Here is a 19,193-nt window from a genome sequence, read left to right as displayed (position 1 = left end):
TCGTGGGAGTCATGACCACGACAGTACCTTCCGTCTCGGCATCTGTCACACCTTGTCCGATGGCTGAGACGGCCCGTGAGACGCGCCGTCCACGGCCGCCCCGAGCACGGCGATGACGTCGGCCTTCCGCGGCTGGCCGGACGCCCTCTTCACCACGTTGCCCGCCCCGTCGAGGACGAGCACGGTCGGGGTGCGCAGCACGTCGAAGCGCCTCACCAGATCGAGGCGCGACTCCGCGTCGATCTCCACGTGCCGGACGCCGGGGACCATGCCGGCCACCTCGTCCAGCACGCGGCGGGTCGCGCGGCAGGGCTGGCAGAACGCGGTCGAGAACTGCACGAGCGTGGCGCGCTCGCCGAGGTCGGCACCGAGATCTGCACTCGTCACCGCGGCGTGTCCCACGACCCGCATCCTTCCGTCGCGCCGTCTCAGGAGCAGCCCGACGACCACGCCCAGCACGAGCGTGGCCGCGAGGGTCGCGATTCCTGCCATCACCGTCTGCAACCGTACGCCCGGTGCGGCCGATTCCCGCGCCGGATAACGGCAGGGTCACAGACTGACGGTCACCAGGACGCGGCCGGCCGAGTCGGTGAGCTCGATCCGGTCGATCTGGCCGGGGCGCAGCGCGGTCGAGCCTTCGAGGACCATGTTCTGGCCGCGGAGCTCGCCCCTGCCCACGGTCCAGCTGCCGAGGGTCGATACCTCGCCGTCCTTGGACACCGCGCGCAACGTGCAGACCGTGCCCGCCGGGACGCCGGCGACCCTGGCGACGACCTGCGTGCCGCCGTCGTGCGGCACGAGCCGTACGACGATCCGTACGTCGCCGCTGCTCCCGCGCACCTCGGACGGCACGGGCGACGCGGCCACGGGCGTCTCGGCGGGCGGCGGCTGGACCTTTCGCGCCACCCCCCCGGCGGAGGACTCGGCCGAGGGCACGGACGACGACGCGGCCGAGTGCATGGGCGTCGGGGGCTCCTTGGCGGCGAAGGGCTCCACGAGCGCCTCCGCCGACCTGTCGGCCTGCACCCGCTGATCCTGTGCCCTCTGATCCTTCGCCGACTGGTCCTGGGCCGACTGGTCCTGGGCCATCTCTCCCTGACCTGCCTGGTCCGCCTGGGCGGGGGCCGCCGCGGCCGACCCCGCCGCCGTCGTCGTCTCCGTCCCCCGCAGCGTCGCCGACACCCACGCCGTACCACCCGCGGCCGCGACGACGACGGACGCGGCGAGCGCCAGCAGCACCCGGGATCGGCGCACGCGACGCGCGGGCGGGGCGTCCACCGCGTCCACCGCGTCCAGCGCCAAGGACACGGCTTCGGGCACGGGCTGCGCGGCTTGGGGCGCGCTCGTCGTCGCACCCGCGAAGACGCCGTCGAGCACGGCACGCGGCGGCGCGGCGGCGCGCTCGATGTCCTCGGCCGACACGCGGGCCAGCAGCGGCGGCAGCCCGGACAGCTCGGACAGCTCCGCCCGGCAGGCCGCGCACGTGTCCAGGTGGGCCTCGACCTCGGCGGTCTCTGCGTCGTCGAGCGCCCCCAGCACGTACGAGCCGAGCGAGATCCGCACCTCCTCGCAGGTCATGGCGCCAGCCCCCGTTCCTCCAGGGCGAGCTTCAGCGCCCGGAGGGCGTAGTAGGTCCGCGACTTCACCGTTCCCGGCGGGATGCCGAGGATCTCCGACGCCTCCTTCACCGATCTCCCCCGGTAGTACGTCTCCAGGAGCACCTCGCGGTGCTCCGCCCTGAGCGAGGCCAGCGCCTCCGCGATCCCCCACGACTCGACGGCCCGTTCCAGCTCGTCGTCGGCGGGCAGCACGGCGAGCGCCTCGTCCCCCGTCTCCTGCGGCCTGGACTTGCGGGCCCGGTGCTGATCGACGACGAGGTTGCGGGCGACGGTGAACAGCCACGCGCGAACGGGACGTCCCTGGAGCCCGGAGGGATGCCGCCAGGCCCGAAGCAGCGTCTCCTGCACCACGTCCTCCGCCCTGCCCGGATCACCGGTCAGCCGCAGCACGTAGCCGTACAGCGGCCCTCCGTGATCCTCCCAAAGTGCGCGTATGAGCTCCTCGTCGGCTGTTCCGGCTGGACTCACACCCTCATCACGTACGCCGGACCGCGACGGTTCGGCGGTGTGACCATCGTCACGCGGGGGCTCATCGAAGGGGGACATCGGACGCGGTGCCCTGGACCGCGAGCCCTTCGCTCGTCGACTTCACGCGGGTGATCCTGAGGTTGAGCGGCAGGTCCTTCACCGGCACCGTGAACGAGATGAACCGCTCGGGGTTAGGCACGGGGATGCCTCCGGCGATCTTCACGCTCGCGGGCGTGAGCCGTATCCCGCCCTTGACCACCTGGATCTTCATGTCGGCGGTGACCGGCACCTGGTTTCCGAGCACGGGCACGTTGCCCGAGACGCGGATCTTGTCGTCGCCGGTGCCCTCGACCTTGATGCCGCGCGGCGCGCGGGCCGACAGGGTCTGCCGGGAGATGACCACGGTGCCCGTCACGCGGTCGGCCTTGATCTCCGTGGTCGCGGCGTTCTGGATCAGGTCGGAGAGCGGGGCGGTGACGCCGTAGACGGTGGCGTCGATTCGTTCGAGTTCCACGCCCTCCCGCTCCACCTTCCCGATGCCGATGCTGATCTCCTCGTATCGCCCCGAGATGGCCTGGGTGAGGAACGGCAATCCCTTGACCTGCACCGAAGGGGTCTCCTCGAGGTCATACTTGGCCTCGATCTGGCGGGCGATCTCGCGCTGCACCCCGATCACGGCGACCCGGTCGAGCACGACGAGCGCGATGGCCAGCAGGGCCACGGCGACGACCAACTTGCGCATCCGACCCCTCCGAAGGCGCCTTTGCGATCAGGGTAGTGCCTTGACCGGCAAGATTTGCCCGAAACGAGCGGTGTCCAGAGTGGTGCATCGCAAGGCGGAGGAGGAGCTCGTAGCCGGAGGCTACGGGCGACGACGACAACGCGGCGAGGTGCCGCTCTGGGCGACGCGAGGGGCAAAGATCGACGGGAGAGGCACGTAAGGTCGCTCATCCCCCGGCGAAGGGGGGTAAAACTTCGACCACGGCGCCGTCGGGGAGGTCGATCGTCGCCGGATCGCGCGTGCCGGCCGGGGCGCCGTCGACGAGGAAGGAGCACCGGCGCAACACGCGCTCGATCGCCGGGTTGCGCGAGATCACCGCGAGCAGATCTCCCAGCGTCTCGGCGTCGAACGGCTCCTCCGGCACGCCGGCGGCCTCCTTCGCCGCCGCCCAGTAGCGGATGGTTCCCCTGGCCATGGCGTACCGTTCCCCTCACTCTCACGTCACCCCGCGGAAGCTCTCCGTCACCGTCACGTTACGGCGGTAAACCACGTGACGTGTTGTTCACACGGGTGACGCACATTGGACGCAAACTTCGTGTGGGCTACCCTACGAATTATTGGACTCGGGCGATGTGGCCCCCGGGTCCTTACGTGTTTGAACGGCTGTCGCGGTTTTCAGTGCTGCAAACGGCGCCGAGCCGACATGGTGCGAGGAGGCTCATGTGAGCAATCTGCTCCTGCTGACCAACGCTCTGGAGCCGTCGGCGGAGGTGCTCCCGGCACTCGGACTGCTGCTGCACTCGGTGCGGGTCGCGCCCGCCGAGGCCTCCGCGCTGATCGACACTCCCCCGGCGGACGCCATCCTGGTGGACGCGCGCCGTGAGCTCGTGCAGGCCAAGAGCCTGTGTCGGCTGATGCGCACGACCGGTGTCACCTGTCCGCTGATGGTGATCGTGACCGAGGGCGGCCTCGCGGCGATGACGGCGGAGTGGGGCGCGGACGACGTGATCCTCGACACCGCGGGTCCGGCGGAGGTCGAGGCCCGGCTGCGGATGGCGGTCGGGCGGCTGTCGCTGGCCGCCGCCGACGAGGTCCCCGACGAGATCCGCAGCGGCGACCTGTCGATCGACGAGGCGACCTACACGGCCCGGCTGCGCGGGCGCGCGCTGGACCTCACCTTCAAGGAGTTCGAGCTGCTGAAATACCTCGCGCAGCACCCGGGCCGGGTCTTCACCCGCGCCCAGCTGCTGCAGGAGGTCTGGGGCTACGACTACTTCGGCGGCACCCGCACCGTGGACGTGCACGTACGGCGCCTGCGGGCCAAGCTGGGCGCCGAGTATGAGGCGCTCATCGGAACCGTACGCAACGTCGGTTACCGCTTCGTCCCCGACCGCGGCGAGCAGAACGAGGCCGAACCCGCCAGACGCTGACGGCCCGCCCCCCTCCAGGGGGACGGGCCGTCGCCGTTTCTCGTGATTACTGGATGAGGTTGATGCGGCCGGTCGCCGGCGGGGCGATCGGCGAGTGCGCGCCCATGTAGGCGACGAACGCGTCGATGTCCAGCGGGCCGCTCCACAGGTCGGTGCCCTGGGTGAAGACGGTGAAGCCGTCGCCGCCGCCGACGAGGAAGTTGTTGGCGGCCACCCGGATCTGCTGGGTGTCGGTCACCGCGGCGCCGTTGATCTTGATGTCGGAGACCCGCGAGCCCACCGGCTTCGTCGTGTCGAAGGTGTAGGTCAGCGACGAGGACGGCTGCAGGATCCGCTGTGTGAGGCCGCCCGTCACCGGGTCGACCGTCCAGATCTGCTGCTCCAGCAGCGCCTTGAGCTGGGCCCCGGTGAGCGTGACGACCTGCATGAGGTTGTTGAACGGCTGCACCTGGAAGGCCTCGCCGTACGTCACGACGCCGTCGCCCTCGGCGCCGCTCTGCGCGTAGGACAGGTCGGTGCGGACGCCGCCCGGGTTCATCAGCGCGATCTCCGCGTTGCCGCCGTCCTTGGTCGCCTCAAGCTGCGCGTCGGCGATCAGGTCGCCCAGCGGGGTCTCGCCCACGTTCGTGCCGCGGCCGATGTTGGCGGTGATCGAGCCGATCGGCTTGTTGGCGACGGTCGAGACCCGCTCCTGCCAGGTCTTGATGTACGCCTCGGTCTCGGGGTCCGGGGTGACGGTGCGGGTCACCACGTTGTTCTTGGCGACGACGCTGGAGCGGACGATGTCCTTCGTCTTGCGGTCGACCTGGAAGTCGATCTGGGTGATCGCCCGGCCGAACGACGAGCCCTGGGTGTAGACGCGGTCCTGGCCCGCCGGGTCCTTCACCGTGCAGACGTACGCCTGGTGGCTGTGGCCGCTGATGACCAGGTCGATCTGCGGGTCGAGGCCGGTGGCGATCCGCGAGCCGTTGCCGGGGACGACAGGGCAGGAGCTGGGGTCCTGGTTGGGGGTGATGTTGTCGCCCTCGTGGACCAGCACGACCTGCGCCTTGACGCCCCGCTTGGCGAGCTCCTTGGACACCTTGTTGGCCGCCGCGACCTCCTCGGTGAACTGCAGGCCCTTGATGCCGGCGGCGGTGACGATGCTGGGGGTGGTCTGGGTCACCAGGCCGATGAAGCCGATGTCCACCCCGTGGATCTTCTTGACGAAGTAGGGCGGCAGGGCGTAGTCGCCGTTGCTCTCCTTGACGACGTTCGCCCCGAGGTAGTCGAAGTTCGTGCCCTTCCACGTGCCGGCCGGGGAGCAGCCGTCGACCGGGTGGCAGCCGCCGTTCATGATGCGGTTGAGCTCGTCGATGCCCTCGTCGAACTCGTGGTTGCCGGCCGAGGAGGTGACCAGGCCCTGCTTGTCGAGCAGGGCGACGGTCGGCTCGTCATGGTAGGCGGCGGACAGCAGCGGCGAGGCGCCGATGAGGTCGCCCGCGGCCACGAGAAGAGTGTTGGGGTCGCGCAGCTGCTTGAGGTGGGCGACCAGGTAGGACGCGCCGCCCGCGATCGAGTACTTCGCGCCGGGGATGCCGGTGAGCGAGCCGTCGGTGTCGACGTTCGCGCCGTTCGGGTCGAGGATCCGGGAGCTGGACCCGGTCGGGGGCTCCAGGTTGCCGTGGAGGTCGTTGATGGTCAGCAACCGGACGGGAACGGAGGGACCGGGCTTGTCGGGCTTCGGGGGCTTCGGGGGCGTGGGGGGCTTCGGGGGCGTGGGGGGTTCGGAGGGGTGGGGGGTTGGGTTTGGGAGGGGTGGGGGGATTGGGGGCGGGGGCGGTGGGAGGAGCGGGGGGCTTGGGACCGGGAGAAGCGGCTGCCGTGCCCATCGTGAGGGCCGCGACGCCGACCATTGCGGCGCCGGCGATGGCCAGTCGCGTCAGGGATGCTCGGGTCATGACCTCCGACAGTAGAGCGGGGAGCTGAGCGGGAAATTGCGCAGAGATAACGATTCAGAGAGGGGACGCATGGCGTCTATTGCCGAAGCCCGGTAGGGAGATCGCCGGGCCTTCACTTATCGTGCCAATCATGGACCTACGCGTGGAGATCACGGAGCGGCTCGATGACGAGCAGGTGGCGGCGGTGCTCGCCCTGGTGGAGACGGCCGCCGAGGCCGACGGTGTGGCCCCGCTCAACGAACATGTGATGCTCCAGGTGCGCCACGGCGCCGAGCCGGGTGCGAGAGCCGTACTGCTGTATGCGGACGGGAGCGTCGCGGGCTTCGCCCACCTGGACCCGGCGGACCCGGAGGAGGGACCGAGCGGCGAGCTCGTGGTGCATCCCGCCTTCCGCGGGCGCGGCCTGGGCCGGCGGCTGCTCGGCGAGGCGCTGGAGGCGAGCGGGGGCGGGCTGCGCCTGTGGGCGCACGGCGACCTGCCCGGCGCCGCCCGTCTCGCCGCGAGCGCGGGCCTGGCCCGGGTGCGCTCCCTGTGGCAGATGCGCCGCCCGCTGTCCGAACCCCTGCCCACCGCCGCCCTCCCCGAAGGCGTACGGCTGCGCACGTTCGAGCCGGGACGCGACGAGAAGGCGTGGCTGGCGCTCAACGCGCAGGCCTTCGCCACCCACCCCGAGCAGGGCTCCTGGACGGCCGCCGACCTCGAACTGCGGGAGCGGGAGCCGTGGTTCGACCCCGCGGGTTTCTTCCTCGCCGTACGGGGAGACGCGCTGGCGGGCTTCCACTGGACCAAGGTGCACGCGGGGACGCCCGGCGGCGACGAGCCGATCGGCGAGGTCTACGTGGTGGGGGTCGCGCCCGGCGAGCGCGGCACGGGCCTCGGCCGGGCGCTGACGCTCGCCGGGCTCGAACACCTGCGCGCGCTCGGCCTCTCGCAGGTCATGCTCTACGTGGACGAGGAGAACACCGCGGCGGTCCGGCTGTACGAGTCGCTCGGGTTCACGCGGTGGAGCACGGACGCCATGTACCGGCGCTGAGACGCCGAAGGGCCGGTCCCCCGCGTGGGGCCGGCCCGTTCTATATAGAGGTGTCCTCTATCCGAGGACGAGGTTGAGGATGAAGTAGCCGATCGCGGCGGCGACGGCCGCGGCGGGGATCGTCAGGACCCACGCGGTCACGATGTTGCCGGCGATGCCCCACCGCACGGCCGACAACCGCCGCGTGGCGCCCACACCCATGATCGCGGAGGTCATGGTGTGCGTGGTCGAGATCGGGGCGCCGAACCCGATGGCGGCGGTGTAGAGGACCGACGACGCCGCCGTCTCGGCCGCGAAACCGCGCGGCGGGTCCAGGTGGATGATGCGCCTGCCCATCGTCCGCATGATGCGCCAGCCGCCGGAGTAGGTGCCGAGGGAGATCGCCGTGGCCGAGGCCGTGATGACCCACTCGGGAATGCCGCCCTGGGGGGAGGCGTATCCGCCGACGACGAGCGCCAGGAAGATCACGCCCATCGTCTTCTGCGCGTCCTGCAGCCCGTGGCCGAGCGCGATGGCGGCCGCCGACACCGGCTGGATGTACCGGAACCCCCGGCTGGTGCGGTGCGGGTTCGACTTGCGGAAGAGCCACAGCAGGATGATCATGATGATCCCGCCCAGGACGAACCCGATGACAGGCGACAGGACCATGGGGATGACGACCTTCTCCACCACTCCCGACCAGTGCACGTTCGCGCTGGCGGCGAGGGCGGAGCCGACCAGCCCGCCGATCAGGGCGTGACTACTGGAGGACGGCAGGCCGAAATACCAGGTGATGAGGTTCCAGACGATCGCTCCGATGAGGGCGCCGCCCACGATGAGCAATCCGTGGGTGCCGTCCGGAGCGTCGATGATCCCCTTGCCGACGGTCTGGGCGACCTCGGTGCCGAGATGGGCTCCGATGAAGTTCATCACCGCGGCGAGGAGGAGTGCGACCCGCGGCGTCAGCGCGCGGGTGGAGACGGAGGTGGCGATGGCGTTCGCCGCGTCATGGAAACCGTTCGTGTAGTCGAACACCAGCGCGATGACGATCACGCCGATGACAAGCGCGAGCTCCACTTAGCTTTCCTTGACCGCGATCGTCTCGATCGTGTTCGCGACGTGCTCGAAGGCGTCCGCGGCGAGCTCGAGCTGCTCGATGACCTCACGCATCTTCATGACGGTGAGGGCGTCGTACTCCCCGCTGAACAGCTTCGCCAGCAGCCTGCGATAGACCTGGTCGGCCTGGTTCTCGAGCCGGTTGATCTCGATCCAGTATTCGTTGAGGTGCTGCATCGAGCGCAGGCGCGGCATCGCGTCCGCCGTGAGCTCGGCGGCCCGTTCGAGGACCTCCACCTGGCGCACGACCTCCTTGGGCAGGTGGTCGATCTGGTAGAGGACGATCAGGTCGGCGGCGGCCTCCATGTAGTCCATCACGTCGTCGAGATTCGACGCGAGGCGGTAGATGTCCTCACGGTCGAAGGGCGTGATGAAGCTCTCGTTGAGCCGGTTCATGATCGCGTGAGTGCGCTCGTCGCCCGCGTGTTCGCAGGCGCGCATCTTCTCGGCCAGACCCTCCCGGTCCGAACCGTCGCTGATGATCTCGACCAGCAGACGCGATGCGGTGACGAGGTTGTTCGCCGAGTCGGCGAACAAGTCGTAGTAGCTGTCCTCACGGGGCGTGAGACGCAGGCGCACGTCGTTTCTCCAGATGTGCGGGGACGGTCCGCAGAGAAGGGTACGGCTTACCAGTGGAAATGCGAAGTTCAGGGCACACAAGCCCGCTTGTAACCTACTCTTCCCCTTCTCGCTGCCCAGAAGGGGTCCCGTAACACACTTGTTGCCTGAGCCGCTTCAGATCTTGGTGCGGTGGAAGTTCAGGAACGACCTGCTCGGCGTCGGCCCCCGCTGCCCCTGGTAGCGCGAGCCGTACCGGTCCGAGCCGTACGGGAACTCGGCCGGCGAGCTGAGCCGGAACATACAGAGCTGACCGATCTTCATGCCCGGCCACAGTTTGATCGGCAGCGTGGCGACGTTGGACAGTTCGAGTGTGACATGCCCCTCGAAGCCGGGGTCGATGAAGCCGGCCGTCGAGTGCGTCAGCAGGCCCAGCCGGCCCAGACTCGACTTGCCCTCCAGCCGCGAGGCGATGTCGTCCGGCAGGCTGATCACCTCGTACGTGCTGGCCAGCACGAACTCCCCCGGATGCAGGATGAACGGCTCGTCGCCGTCCGGCTCCACCTGCCGGGTGAGGTCCGGCTGCTCGATCGACGGGTCGATGTGCGGGTAGCGGTGGTTCTCGAACACCCGGAAGTAGCGGTCCAGCCGTACGTCGATGCTGGACGGCTGGATCATCGCCGGGTCGTACGGGTCGAGCTTCACCCTGCCCGACTCGATCTCGGCACGGAGGTCACGATCGGAAAGCAGCACGGGTGCAAGGCTAGTAGAAGGCTAGTAGGCCATTTCAGCGGCAGGTATAGCGGATCTTCGCGTCGGGGCTGCAGGACCACCCCCCGGATCCGCTACAGTAGGGGCAGCGACAGGCTCCACAGCCGGTCACGCGGGTGTAGTTCAATGGCAGAACATCAGCTTCCCAAGCTGACAGCGCGGGTTCGATTCCCGTCACCCGCTCCAGCGACAGCGCTCGATCTCCTGAGCGACCTTCTCCATGTACCAGCGCATCACCTCGTAAGGGACGGCGTGCTCGCCGTTACCATGCACATGGATCGTCGGTTCCCGAGTTGGATCTTCGTCAGGCACCATCGCCGTGATGAAGGCCGACCCAGGCAAGTGAGTCTCGGCATTTGGGATGTCAGCCCCGGCCGCTGGCGCCGGCACCGCCTCGCTTAGCTCCACATACCAAGCGTCGTCAGGCAAGGCATACGTAAATTGCACTGCGTATCGAGCGCCGGCGCGTTCGAACTCCTCAAATGGCATGCTTCCAGGCTGTCACGCTGGCTCAGCGCACTCATCCGGTTCGCGGCTCGGACGTTGTCGTGCCCCATCCGGGCCATGAGGTCCTTGAGGCCCGCGCCGGACTCGGCGGCGAGCATGTTGCCGGTGTGACGCAGATCATGGAAGTGAAGGCCAGGGAGGCCCATCTGCTTGACCACGTCCACCCAGCGCGTACGGGTGTTGAAGCCGTTACGCCGCAGCGGGCCGCCCTTGGCAGCGGGGAAGAGGAGCGCGCCCGGATCGTCCTGGACGTAGGTCGCCAGGTGCTCGCGCAGGGCCGGAACGATGCCCTCGGGGATGCCGACCACGCGCCTGCCTGCCTTGGACTGAGGAGGCCCGAGGGCCAGTTCCCCCGTGGAGCGCTCGATGAAGGTCGCAGCCAGTTCGGGCACGTCGGCGCGCACGCTCGAACCGCAGAGCGTCGAGCAGCCGTTCGGCGGTTGCTAGGTCAAATGCCTAAGCTAAGTGGGATTCGTGAGTGACATGCGTATGGCCGCTCGGATAGATATCGAGTCCGATCAGCGCTAGCGTTCCCTGTCCTGGGCCAGGTCCTCCCACGCCAGCAACCGGAACCTCGGCATCGCGTCCTGTCCAACGGGGAGAGATACGTCGGCCTGAAACCAGCCCACGACGAGCACCGACTCGTACAACACGGGCTCGTGGTCCTCGTCCATGGGGAGCGAGCTGAACAGGCCCAGGCACCTTACTGGCGGCAACAGCTCAACCGGACCCCACGAGCCGGGCTTCTGAACCACTCCGACTTTCGTGGAGGCCCTGAAGCCAGCATCATCTGCTGGCGGAAGGGAGAATCACGTCACGATGCCAGCCCCGAGGAAGTATCCCCAAGAGCTTCGCGAGCGCGCGGTCCGGATGGTGTTTGAGGTTCGCCGGCAGACCGGCGGTGCCCCCGGCGCGATCGCCCGGGTGGCCGATCAGCTCGGTGTTCACCGCGAGGCGCTGCGCGGGTGGGTGCGCCAGGCCGAGATCGACGAGGGACAGCGTCCCGGCACCTCGACCGCTGATGCGCAGCGGATCGCCGAGCTGGAGCGTGAGGTGCGCGAGCTGCGCCGCGCCAACGAGATCCTCAAGGCCGCGGCCGCTTTTTTCGCGGCCGAACTCGACCCACGGCCGCCCAGGTAGTCGCCTTCATCGACGCTCACCGCGGCGCTTTCGGCGTCGAGCCGATCTGCCAAGTGTTGCAGGTGGCGACGTCGACGTACTACGCGGCCAAGTCCCGCCCGCCCTCCGCGAGGGCGGTGCGGGACGCCCAGCTCATGGCCGAGATCACCACGGTGTGGAACGAGAACTTCGAGGTGTATGGCGTGCGCAAGATGTGGAAAGAGCTCAACCGGCGCGGCACCCGCGTGGCCCGCTGTACCGTGGCCCGGCTGATGAAGCGCCTGGGGCTTGCCGGGGCGGTGCGCGGGGATCACAAGCGGCCCACGACAACGATCCCCGATGCTCTCATTGACCGGCCCGCCGACCTGGTCAAACGCGACTTCACCGCCCCCTCCCCCAACCGGTTGTGGGTCGCCGACCTGACCTACATCCCCACCGCGTCGGGGTTCGTGTACGCGGCGCTGGTGATCGACGCGTTCTCGCGGATGATCGTCGGCTGGCGTCTGGCCGATCATCTGCGCACCGACCTGGCGCTGGACGCCCTGGAGATGGCCATCTGGCGCCGCGGAGACGGACGGCGGCTGGAAGGGCTGGTGCACCACTCCGACCGCGGCTGCCAGTATCTGTCGATTCGCTACACCGAGCGCCTGTCGGGTGCCGGGGCGGTCTGCTCGGTCGGCTCCCGTGGGGACAGCTATGACAACGCCCTGGCCGAAAGCACCATCGGGCTGTACAAGACCGAGCTGATCCACCGGCGCGGCCCGTGGAACGGCCTGGACGACGTCGAGATCGCCACCATGGAATGGGTCGACTGGTACAACAACCGGCGCCTCCACAGCGCCTGCAACGACCTCCCACCAGCCGAATTCGAGACCCACTACCGAACCCAAACCGCCCCGGCTATCCTCACCCCAGCCAGCTAACCCGGCCTCCACGAAACTCGGCGCGGTTCAGTGAACGCCCGACTGCTGTAGTCACACAGCGTTGGCAGAACCCCCTCAAAAGATGTGGAACGGTCAAAAGGCCGATCGTACGCTCGCGCCATGAACGAGCTTCTGGCCTCATATGCTCGCTGAGCTGCTCCTCCTCACAGAGCTGACCGACGAGGAGTTGGTGCAGCGTTGCACGCGAGGTGACCGCCTGGCCTTCAACGAGCTGGCCCATCGGCACCAGCAGCGGATGTACTCCATCTGCCGGCGAATCACCTGCGATGAGCAGGATGCCAAGGACGCACTGCAGGAAGCCCTGATCGCCGCCTGGCGGCATATCAGAAACTTCGAGGGGAGAGCGCACATCGGCACCTGGCTGTACCGGGTCGCCACGAACGCCGCAATCGACGAGGTTCGCAGAAAGGCGCGGCGCCCGGCGCCGTCGGGCGACATGGTTCCCAGGCTCGGCGACTCGTCCCCACTGGAGGACGCCGTGAGCGACCGCATGGCGGTCGACTGGGCCATGGCGAAGATCCCGCCACAGTTCCGCGCGGCGGTCGTCCTCCGCGAATTCTGCGGCCTGTCCTACCAGACGATAGCCGAGATTCGGGACATACCAATCGATACCGTCAAGTCGCAGATATCCAGGGGACGGCAGGCGCTCGTCGAACTCCTCAAAATGACCTGAAGAAAGGGCATGTGTCACCAAGGTAGGGCGTTCCACAACACGCGACTCCTGGCTACTCTTTCTGCCACATCCGCACCGATCTCGGATGAGGCAGGGACTCCGTGGAACGATCCGAAGAGTCAAGGCGATGGCCCAGGAACAGTTTCCTGGCAAGCCTGAACCCCGACCACCGCGCCGTACTGCTGTCCTTGGGAACCGGCCGGCACTTCGACGCGGGCGCCCCTCTGGTGCGTTCCGGAGAACTGGGCACTGATGTGTCGCTGCTGCTGGACGGGTGTGTCAAGGTCACCGCGGACTCCAGGGACGGGCGGCCCATCCTGCTCGCCGTACGAGTCTTCGGCGACCTGATCGGCGAGTTGGCCGCCCTCGACCAGGAGCCACGCTCGGCCACCGTGATCGCCGCGGTGGCCACCCGGACCCGCGTCCTGGACCGGAAGACATTCCTCGACTTCGTCGAGGCCCGGCCTGCCGTCGCTAAGACGCTGCAACGTTCCATCGTGCGCAAGCTGCGTATGTCCACCCGGTATCGGATCGACCTCAGCGGGGCTCCCGTCGCCGTACGGGTCGCCCGGATCCTCGATCAGCTGGCCAGTTCGTACGGCCGGACCGATTCCGGTCTGGTTCACATCGACGTGCCGCTCACGCAGACTGAGATGGCCGCACTCGTGGGCGCCGCCGTCCCCAGCGTTCAACGCGCACTGGCCGAGCTCCGGCATGACGGCTTGATTTCCACCAGCCGCAAGCACTTCGCGATCCGGGACATCGAGGCATTGCGGAGGCTGGCGCGATGACCGGCACCATCCCGGCGGCGATCCGGCGGCTGTGCCTGCGACTGGACACGGAGGCCTACAGCGCGCGCGATGTCCACGCACAGATCGTGGTGCAGAGCCGGTTGAGCGCGCTGACCGCGGCGAGCTGCCGGTGGGCCGGCGTCGACGCCTCCCGGTGCGAGCTCCAGCCGAGCGGGGACGGCGTCCTCGTGATCTTCCCCGCGGACATCGACGAGGGGCGTGCGATTCCTCGCCTGCTGCAGGGCCTCGCCGACGGACTGCGCCGCGGTAACGCCCTCGACTGGCCGGGAGACCGGATGCGACTGCGCGCCGCGCTCAGTCAGGGGACAGTGCGGGTAGCCGAGAACGGATACGTGGGCAGGGCCGTGGTGGCGGTCTCCCGGCTGGTCGACGCGCCGCCGCTGCGTGTCGCCCTGGCCGCGCGACCGGACCGCGACCTCGCGGTGATCGTGACCGACGACCTCTACCAGGACATGCGACACGACGTGCCCGCGCGGGCGGAGCCGTACGAGCGGGTGCGGGTGTCGATCCCCGGCAAGGGGTTCGAGGCCGACGCGTGGATCTCCGTGCCCCAGCCCGGGTCCCTCCTCCAGCAGTCGCGGGGAACGCCCGGCGGGGAGGCGGTCGACCCGTTCGACATCGCGATCCCGCTGGGGCTGGGAGGTGGTGCGCTCGGCATGGCGGCCGTCCTGGCCTCCCAATCCGGCTCCGGACCCAGTACGGACGATTTCGACGGCCATGCCCCCTCCGCTCACGATCCCATCGCCCACGATCCCCCCGCTGACGACGCAAACACCCACGATTCCGGGGATCACGCCGGTGGCGACCACGGAAACCTGGATTGATCGGAAGGGTCGGTCGACCGGGAACATCGGCCCCTGCGGCACCGTCCAACGGGTCTGCCAGAACAAGAGCCGGTCGAGGAAGGGAAGGCCTGCGCGTGGCCGGGTGGACGCTCGCCATCGACTTCGGGACCTGTTTCACCACGGTCGCCACGGCCGAGGGCGGCCGCGTGGAGATCGTCGAGATCGAGAACAGCCGCTACCTGCCCTCGCTCGTCTGCCTGGGTGAGGACGGCGGTCTCATGGTGGGCCGCGCCGCCGTCAGCCGTGCCGCCGTCCACCCCGAGCTCGCCGAGCCGGTGCCGAAGCGCGCCCTGCTCGGCGCGCCGTACGTCCGGCTCGGCCACCGCGACGTGGCCGTGATCGAGGTCGTCGCGGCGGTGCTGGCCAAGGCGAGCGGCGAGGCCGTACGGCGTCGCGGGGGGCGGGCGCCCGGCGCGGTGGTCATGACCCATCCGGCCGCCTGGGGAGAGACCGAGCGTGCGCTGCTGTCCCGGGCCGCGGAGCGAGCCGGGCTGTGCCATCCGAGACTGGGCCGCCCGAGCTTCATGGCCGAGCCGGTCGCCGCCGCGGCACGATACGCGACAGACTCGTTGCCCGTGGGCGGCCACGTCGCGGTGTTCGACTTCGGGGGCGGCACGCTCGACACGGCCGTGCTTCGCCGTACGGCCACCGGGTTCGAACTGGCCGGGCCGCCGGGCGGCGACCCGCACCTCGGCGGTCTGGACCTCGACGAGGCGCTGCTCGCGCTGGTCGAGGAGGAGGCGGCCCGCGTGGACCCGCAGGCGTGGGACGCGCTCGTGACCGGCGACTCCCTCCGCTCGAAACGCGCCCGAGCGCAGCTCCGCCGCGACATCACCGAGGCGAAGGAGGCGCTGTCGGACCACCTGTCGCACAGCATCGTGCCAGACGGGTTCTCCGCGCCGATCCGGATCTCTCGCGCCGCCTTCGAAGCCAGGATCGACAACCTCCTCGCCCGTGGGGTGGCGGAGTTGCTGATCACTGTCGAACAGGCCGGGATCACCCCGGCGGACCTCGCGGCCGTCTACCTGACCGGCGGCTCCAGCCGGGTTCCCCGGGTCGCCTATCTCGTCGCGGACATGCTGGGCGTCACACCCGCGGTCCAGGACGACCCGAAGTGCGTGGTCGTGCTCGGCGCGTTGCAGGACATGGCCCCGGCGCCCACCGCCGTACCGCGCCTCCGGATCCTGACCCCGCAGACCGCCTACCAGACGGGCCGCGTGCCGCCCGAGCCCGCACCCGCACGTCCGGCGGCGCGCACGGCGCTGCCCTGGAAGGCGACACACGGCGCGGACGGGCGCGTGCTCGCAGCCCGAGAGGGGTCCGTCTACGTGGGCGGCACCCGGATCACCGCGTACGACTCCGAGGCCGGCATCCCGGTGTGGAGCAGCCGCGACACGCCGCCGCTCGAGCGGCTCGCTCTGTCCGGGAACACGCTCTATGGCCGGGCCGGCGACGTCCTCCTCGCGCTCGACGCCGGGAGCGGAGACCCGCGCTGGGCCTATCGCGCGTCCGGAACCGTGGTGCCCGCGGGCGACGTCGTCTACATCCACGAACCCGGCCGGCTGCTCGCGCTCGGCGCGGACAACGGACGTCCGGTTTGGCACCGTTCCGCCGGCGCGTACGGCATCGCCGACCCAGGCGAGGGGGTCGTCTATGCAGCGGAACGCGTTGAGGTGACCGCCCTCGACACCAAGACCGGCGAGGCGTTGTGGCGGTTCCGCCGCGCCTCGCGTGCGGCTCCCGCCGTGCTCGGCGGCGTCCTGTACGGCACCGGCGACGGGAAGCTGTTCGCCCTGGACGCGGGGACCGGGGAGCTGCTGTGGGAGGCGGCGAGCGGGCCGGGGGCACCCGTCCTGTCGGACGACACGGTCATCGTCGCGGGAGGTGGCCGGGTCTCGTCGTACGATCCGCGGACCGGGCGGCTCCGGTGGAAGGCGACGACGAGCACGCCGGCTGCGCTGCCGCCGTCAGCCGGATCCGGCGTCGTCTGCGTCCGCGAGGACACCGGCTGCCTCTGTCTGGACGCCGCCGACGGCCGGGTCCGCTGGCGTGCACGCGGCATACGCGGTGTCCCCATCATCGCCGCCGACGCGGTCTACGCCGTCGTGACGAGCCCCGGTCATACGTCCCTGGCCGCCCTCGGCCTGGCGAGCGGGGCTACCCGTTGGGCGATCGACTTCGGGCGGGCGGCGGTGGCCGAGCCGCTCCTCATGGACGGCCTGCTGCACACGCTGACCGCCACGACCGGGTCGACCTCGACGGTCCTGGCGATCGACGCGGCCACCGGCCGGATCTGACCTGGGAGAGAAACACATGGGTGACTGGTCGCTGGCGATCGATTTCGGTACGTGTTTCACCTGCGCGGCGATCCGGGTCGGGGAGCAGGTGGAGGTCCTGGAGACCGACAGTGGCCGATACACGCCATCCCTGGTCTACCGGGACGAGTCCGGCGAGCTGCTGACCGGCCGCCGGGCCGCCAGCCAGGCGGAGACCTTCCCCGCCCGGGTCGCCCGGGTCCCCAAACGGGAACTCGTGAACCGATCCCCCGTGCTGCTCGGCGGCGCCGTGGTCGACGCCGAAGACCTCGCGGCCGCCGTCCTGTCCACCATGGCAGGCGAGGCACTACGCCGCTCCGGCGGCGTCCCACCCCAGGAAGTCGTGCTCACCCACCCCGCCGCCTGGACATCCGACGACATCGCAGCGTTGGGCGAAGCCGCGAAACGAGCACACCTGCCGTCCGCCCGGTTCGTCCCCGAACCCGTGGCCGCCGCCGCCTTCTACACCCAGCGTGAGGACATCCCCGCCGGGGCGCACGTCGCCGTCTACGACCTCGGCGGCGGAACCTTCGACGTGGCCGTGCTCCGCCGTACGACCACCGGATTCGACGTCATCGCCCAAGGCGGCAACGACCGCATCGGCGGCGAAGACTTCGACGAAGCCCTGCACGAACTGGTCGCCGGCCACGCGACGACACTCGACCCGGCCGCCTGGCAGGACTTCACCCAGGCCACCGGACTACGCGCCACCCGCGACCGCGCCCTGCTGCGACGCGACATCACCGAAGCCAAGGAACTGCTCTCGGACACGACCATCCGGCAGGTCATCGTCGGAGACCTGACGGTAAGCGTGACACGCACCGAGTTCGAAGCTGCGATCATGGAGGACCTGCGCGCGACGATCACCACATTCCAAGATGTGGTGACCAGAGCGGGCTTCACGCTCAACGACCTGACCGCCGTCTACCTCACCGGCGGCTCCAGCCGCATCCCCCTCGTCAGCGACCTGCTCAGCCACCACCTCGGACGCACCCCCGACCTCGCAGCCGACCCCAAAGCCGTCGTTGCCCTCGGCGCGCTCAGCTGGGCCGTCCGGCCATCTCTACCAGAACCCATGCACCTGACTGCTTACGCCACCTTGACCTGTTTCGCCGGGCCGGTCGGCCGTGTGGCGTTCAGCCCTGACGGGACCATCCTCGCCACGCCGGATGTCAATAATCTCGTGAGACTGTGGGATGTCTCCCATGGCGCTGAGCCTCGGCTTTCCTGCGCCTTTATCGCCGATCATAACGGCGGGACCTTCGACCTGGAATTTGCTCCCGCCGGCACCATTATCGCCACTACGGGTGGCGATTCAAATGTCTATCTCTACGAGGTCGGCAACCCAGAGCAGATCTTGCAACTGGCCGAACTCGCCGACGCCCTGGACGAATTCACCAACCACACCGACCTGGTCGAGGATGTGGCGTTCAGCTCTGATGGGACCAGGATGGCCACGGCGAGCCGCGATAAAACCGTGCTGCTATGGGATATCACGGCCATCCACAGCCCCCGCCGTCTGGCCACTTTCATCCAGGAGAATGATGAGGTCAACGGGGTGGCGTTCAGTCCCGATGGCCGCATTCTCGCAACCGCCGGCAAGGATGGCACCGCCACTCTTTGGAGAATCTCCGACGGAGGATTCGAAGGAGGCCTGTACGCGTTGACATATAAAGGCCCGGTCCTGAGCGTGGCGTTCAGCCCCGTCGGAACCATTCTCTCGGTGGGAGGAGCCGACCCTGAGGCGCGGGTCCAATTGTGGGATGTCAGCTCGACAAACCCACGGCCCCTGGCCATTCTCGGCCACCCCGCCTGGGTCAGGGGTGTGGCATTCAGTCCCGACGGCACCAGGTTCGCCACCGCCTGCGACGACGGCATCGTCCGGCTGTGGGATGTCGGCAGCCTCGATCGGCCTTCAGCGATCCTCGAAGGCCACACCGACTGGGTCAGGGGCGTGACGTTCAGCCCCGACGGCACCACCCTCGCCACCTCGGCCAAGGACGGAACGGTGCGCTTGTGGGCCGTCGGGGACTGCTGACCATGGTCACCGAATCGAGCCCGACGGCATCGGCCTCAAGGCGTGGCCGTACAAGTCGAGCAGCAGCCACCGGAGCCGCCAATCCATGGTCCCGTCAACAGGATTCCCAAGGCTGCGCGGCCCGGGCCTGAGAATCGCCGGGCCGAATCTGGAGAATCTCTGCCGGCTGCACCGGTCGCGTGTGTGGTGATCCTGGCCGTTCACGCCCCGGACGATCACTGGCGGCGCTGAACCGCCCTGCGGTCGACCGTACTACCCGGAGTGCCGCGAGCCGACAGGGTGGAACCGCGAGCTGACGGGTCCCG

General features: G+C 69.2%; 19 protein-coding genes, 1 tRNA gene and 1 other annotated feature. Of the genes, 9 read left to right on the top strand and 11 right to left on the bottom strand.

From position 1 onward, the window contains the following. Positions 1-45: 45 nt before the first annotated feature. The 5 genes from OHB01_RS15210 to OHB01_RS15190 form a co-directional block, all read right to left on the bottom strand. A complete protein-coding gene (locus OHB01_RS15210; RefSeq protein WP_240972086.1) occupies positions 46-411 on the bottom strand; it encodes a TlpA family protein disulfide reductase in 366 nt (121 codons plus the stop codon). A gap of 138 nt (positions 412-549) precedes the next feature. Further along, positions 550-1,578, bottom strand: a complete 1,029-nt coding sequence (locus OHB01_RS15205) for a zf-HC2 domain-containing protein (protein WP_328855548.1) — start codon at positions 1,576-1,578, stop codon at positions 550-552. Next, the gene (locus OHB01_RS15200; protein WP_244313069.1) at positions 1,575-2,087 is read right to left on the bottom strand and encodes a sigma-70 family RNA polymerase sigma factor; all 513 of its coding nucleotides are present in this window, start codon (positions 2,085-2,087) and stop codon (positions 1,575-1,577) included. The genes OHB01_RS15205 and OHB01_RS15200 overlap by 4 nt, the downstream gene beginning before the upstream one ends. Positions 2,088-2,148: 61 nt before the next feature. Beyond that, the gene (locus OHB01_RS15195; RefSeq protein ID WP_142651511.1) at positions 2,149-2,829 is read right to left on the bottom strand and encodes a DUF2993 domain-containing protein; all 681 of its coding nucleotides are present in this window, start codon (positions 2,827-2,829) and stop codon (positions 2,149-2,151) included. Positions 2,830-3,034: 205 nt separating this feature from the next. After that, positions 3,035-3,283, bottom strand: coding sequence for a MoaD/ThiS family protein (locus OHB01_RS15190; RefSeq protein WP_142651512.1), 249 nt, complete (start codon positions 3,281-3,283; stop codon positions 3,035-3,037). 247 nt (positions 3,284-3,530) lie between these two features. Between OHB01_RS15190 and OHB01_RS15185 the strand changes: the two genes are divergently transcribed. Next, positions 3,531-4,238 (top strand): winged helix-turn-helix transcriptional regulator, encoded by a 708-nt coding sequence (locus tag OHB01_RS15185; protein WP_030510419.1) that lies wholly within the window; start codon positions 3,531-3,533, stop codon positions 4,236-4,238. A 46-nt stretch (positions 4,239-4,284) separates the two neighbouring features. On the opposite strand, the gene OHB01_RS15180 is transcribed toward OHB01_RS15185, so the two are convergent. Continuing rightward, positions 4,285-5,925 (bottom strand): bifunctional metallophosphatase/5'-nucleotidase, encoded by a 1,641-nt coding sequence (locus tag OHB01_RS15180; protein WP_205831062.1) that lies wholly within the window; start codon positions 5,923-5,925, stop codon positions 4,285-4,287. 383 nt (positions 5,926-6,308) lie between these two features. On the opposite strand from OHB01_RS15180, the gene mshD reads away from it, so the two are divergent. After that, the gene (gene mshD, locus OHB01_RS15175; RefSeq protein WP_328855547.1) at positions 6,309-7,211 is read left to right on the top strand and encodes a mycothiol synthase; all 903 of its coding nucleotides are present in this window, start codon (positions 6,309-6,311) and stop codon (positions 7,209-7,211) included. A 57-nt stretch (positions 7,212-7,268) separates the two neighbouring features. On the opposite strand, the gene OHB01_RS15170 is transcribed toward mshD, so the two are convergent. From OHB01_RS15170 to dcd, 3 genes are all read right to left on the bottom strand, one after another. Continuing rightward, a complete protein-coding gene (locus OHB01_RS15170) occupies positions 7,269-8,267 on the bottom strand; it encodes an inorganic phosphate transporter (RefSeq protein WP_142651515.1) in 999 nt (332 codons plus the stop codon). Then, positions 8,268-8,885, bottom strand: coding sequence for a DUF47 domain-containing protein (locus OHB01_RS15165; protein WP_030510423.1), 618 nt, complete (start codon positions 8,883-8,885; stop codon positions 8,268-8,270). A 156-nt stretch (positions 8,886-9,041) separates the two neighbouring features. Further along, positions 9,042-9,617 (bottom strand): dCTP deaminase, encoded by a 576-nt coding sequence (gene dcd, locus OHB01_RS15160; RefSeq protein ID WP_142651516.1) that lies wholly within the window; start codon positions 9,615-9,617, stop codon positions 9,042-9,044. A 130-nt stretch (positions 9,618-9,747) separates the two neighbouring features. Here dcd and OHB01_RS15155 point away from each other — a divergent pair. Then, positions 9,748-9,821 (top strand) — tRNA-Gly (locus OHB01_RS15155). 212 nt (positions 9,822-10,033) lie between these two features. Here the strand turns inward: OHB01_RS15155 and OHB01_RS15150 are convergent. Both OHB01_RS15150 and OHB01_RS15145 read right to left on the bottom strand, forming a co-directional pair. After that, positions 10,034-10,546, bottom strand: coding sequence for a tyrosine-type recombinase/integrase (locus OHB01_RS15150; RefSeq protein WP_328708409.1), 513 nt, complete (start codon positions 10,544-10,546; stop codon positions 10,034-10,036). A gap of 120 nt (positions 10,547-10,666) precedes the next feature. Next, positions 10,667-10,816, bottom strand: a complete 150-nt coding sequence (locus OHB01_RS15145; protein WP_328855546.1) for a hypothetical protein — start codon at positions 10,814-10,816, stop codon at positions 10,667-10,669. A 145-nt stretch (positions 10,817-10,961) separates the two neighbouring features. Between OHB01_RS15145 and OHB01_RS15140 the strand changes: the two genes are divergently transcribed. The 6 genes from OHB01_RS15140 to OHB01_RS15115 all read left to right on the top strand — a co-directional run bounded on the left by OHB01_RS15140 (position 10,962) and on the right by OHB01_RS15115 (position 18,888). Further along, positions 10,962-12,184, top strand: a protein-coding gene (locus tag OHB01_RS15140; RefSeq protein WP_328855545.1) for an IS3 family transposase whose coding sequence is annotated in 2 segments (ribosomal slippage) — positions 10,962-11,241 and positions 11,241-12,184 — 1,224 coding nt in all. Because the reading frame shifts where the segments join, the coding sequence is not laid out codon by codon here. After that, positions 11,240-11,353, top strand: a sequence feature (AL1L pseudoknot). It overlaps the preceding gene by 114 nt. Positions 12,185-12,326: 142 nt before the next feature. Continuing rightward, entirely contained in the window at positions 12,327-12,878 is a 552-nt protein-coding gene (locus tag OHB01_RS15135) for a sigma-70 family RNA polymerase sigma factor (protein WP_328708411.1), read from the top strand. 188 nt (positions 12,879-13,066) lie between these two features. Beyond that, a complete protein-coding gene (locus tag OHB01_RS15130) occupies positions 13,067-13,669 on the top strand; it encodes a Crp/Fnr family transcriptional regulator (RefSeq protein ID WP_328708412.1) in 603 nt (200 codons plus the stop codon). Beyond that, the gene (locus tag OHB01_RS15125; protein ID WP_328708413.1) at positions 13,666-14,514 is read left to right on the top strand and encodes a hypothetical protein; all 849 of its coding nucleotides are present in this window, start codon (positions 13,666-13,668) and stop codon (positions 14,512-14,514) included. Before OHB01_RS15130 ends, OHB01_RS15125 begins: the two co-directional genes overlap by 4 nt. Before the next feature lie 95 nt (positions 14,515-14,609). Continuing rightward, on the top strand, positions 14,610-16,832 hold the full coding sequence (locus OHB01_RS15120; protein ID WP_328708414.1) for a PQQ-binding-like beta-propeller repeat protein: 2,223 nt from the start codon (positions 14,610-14,612) through the stop codon (positions 16,830-16,832). A 16-nt stretch (positions 16,833-16,848) separates the two neighbouring features. Then, positions 16,849-18,888, top strand: a complete 2,040-nt coding sequence (locus tag OHB01_RS15115) for an Hsp70 family protein (RefSeq protein WP_328708415.1) — start codon at positions 16,849-16,851, stop codon at positions 18,886-18,888. The last annotated feature ends 305 nt before the right edge of the window (positions 18,889-19,193 follow it).

Origin of the sequence: Microbispora hainanensis (assembly GCF_036186745.1) — a bacterium.
Taxonomy (GTDB): Bacteria; Actinomycetota; Actinomycetes; order Streptosporangiales; family Streptosporangiaceae; genus Microbispora.
This window is presented reverse-complemented; position numbering and strand designations above follow the sequence as displayed.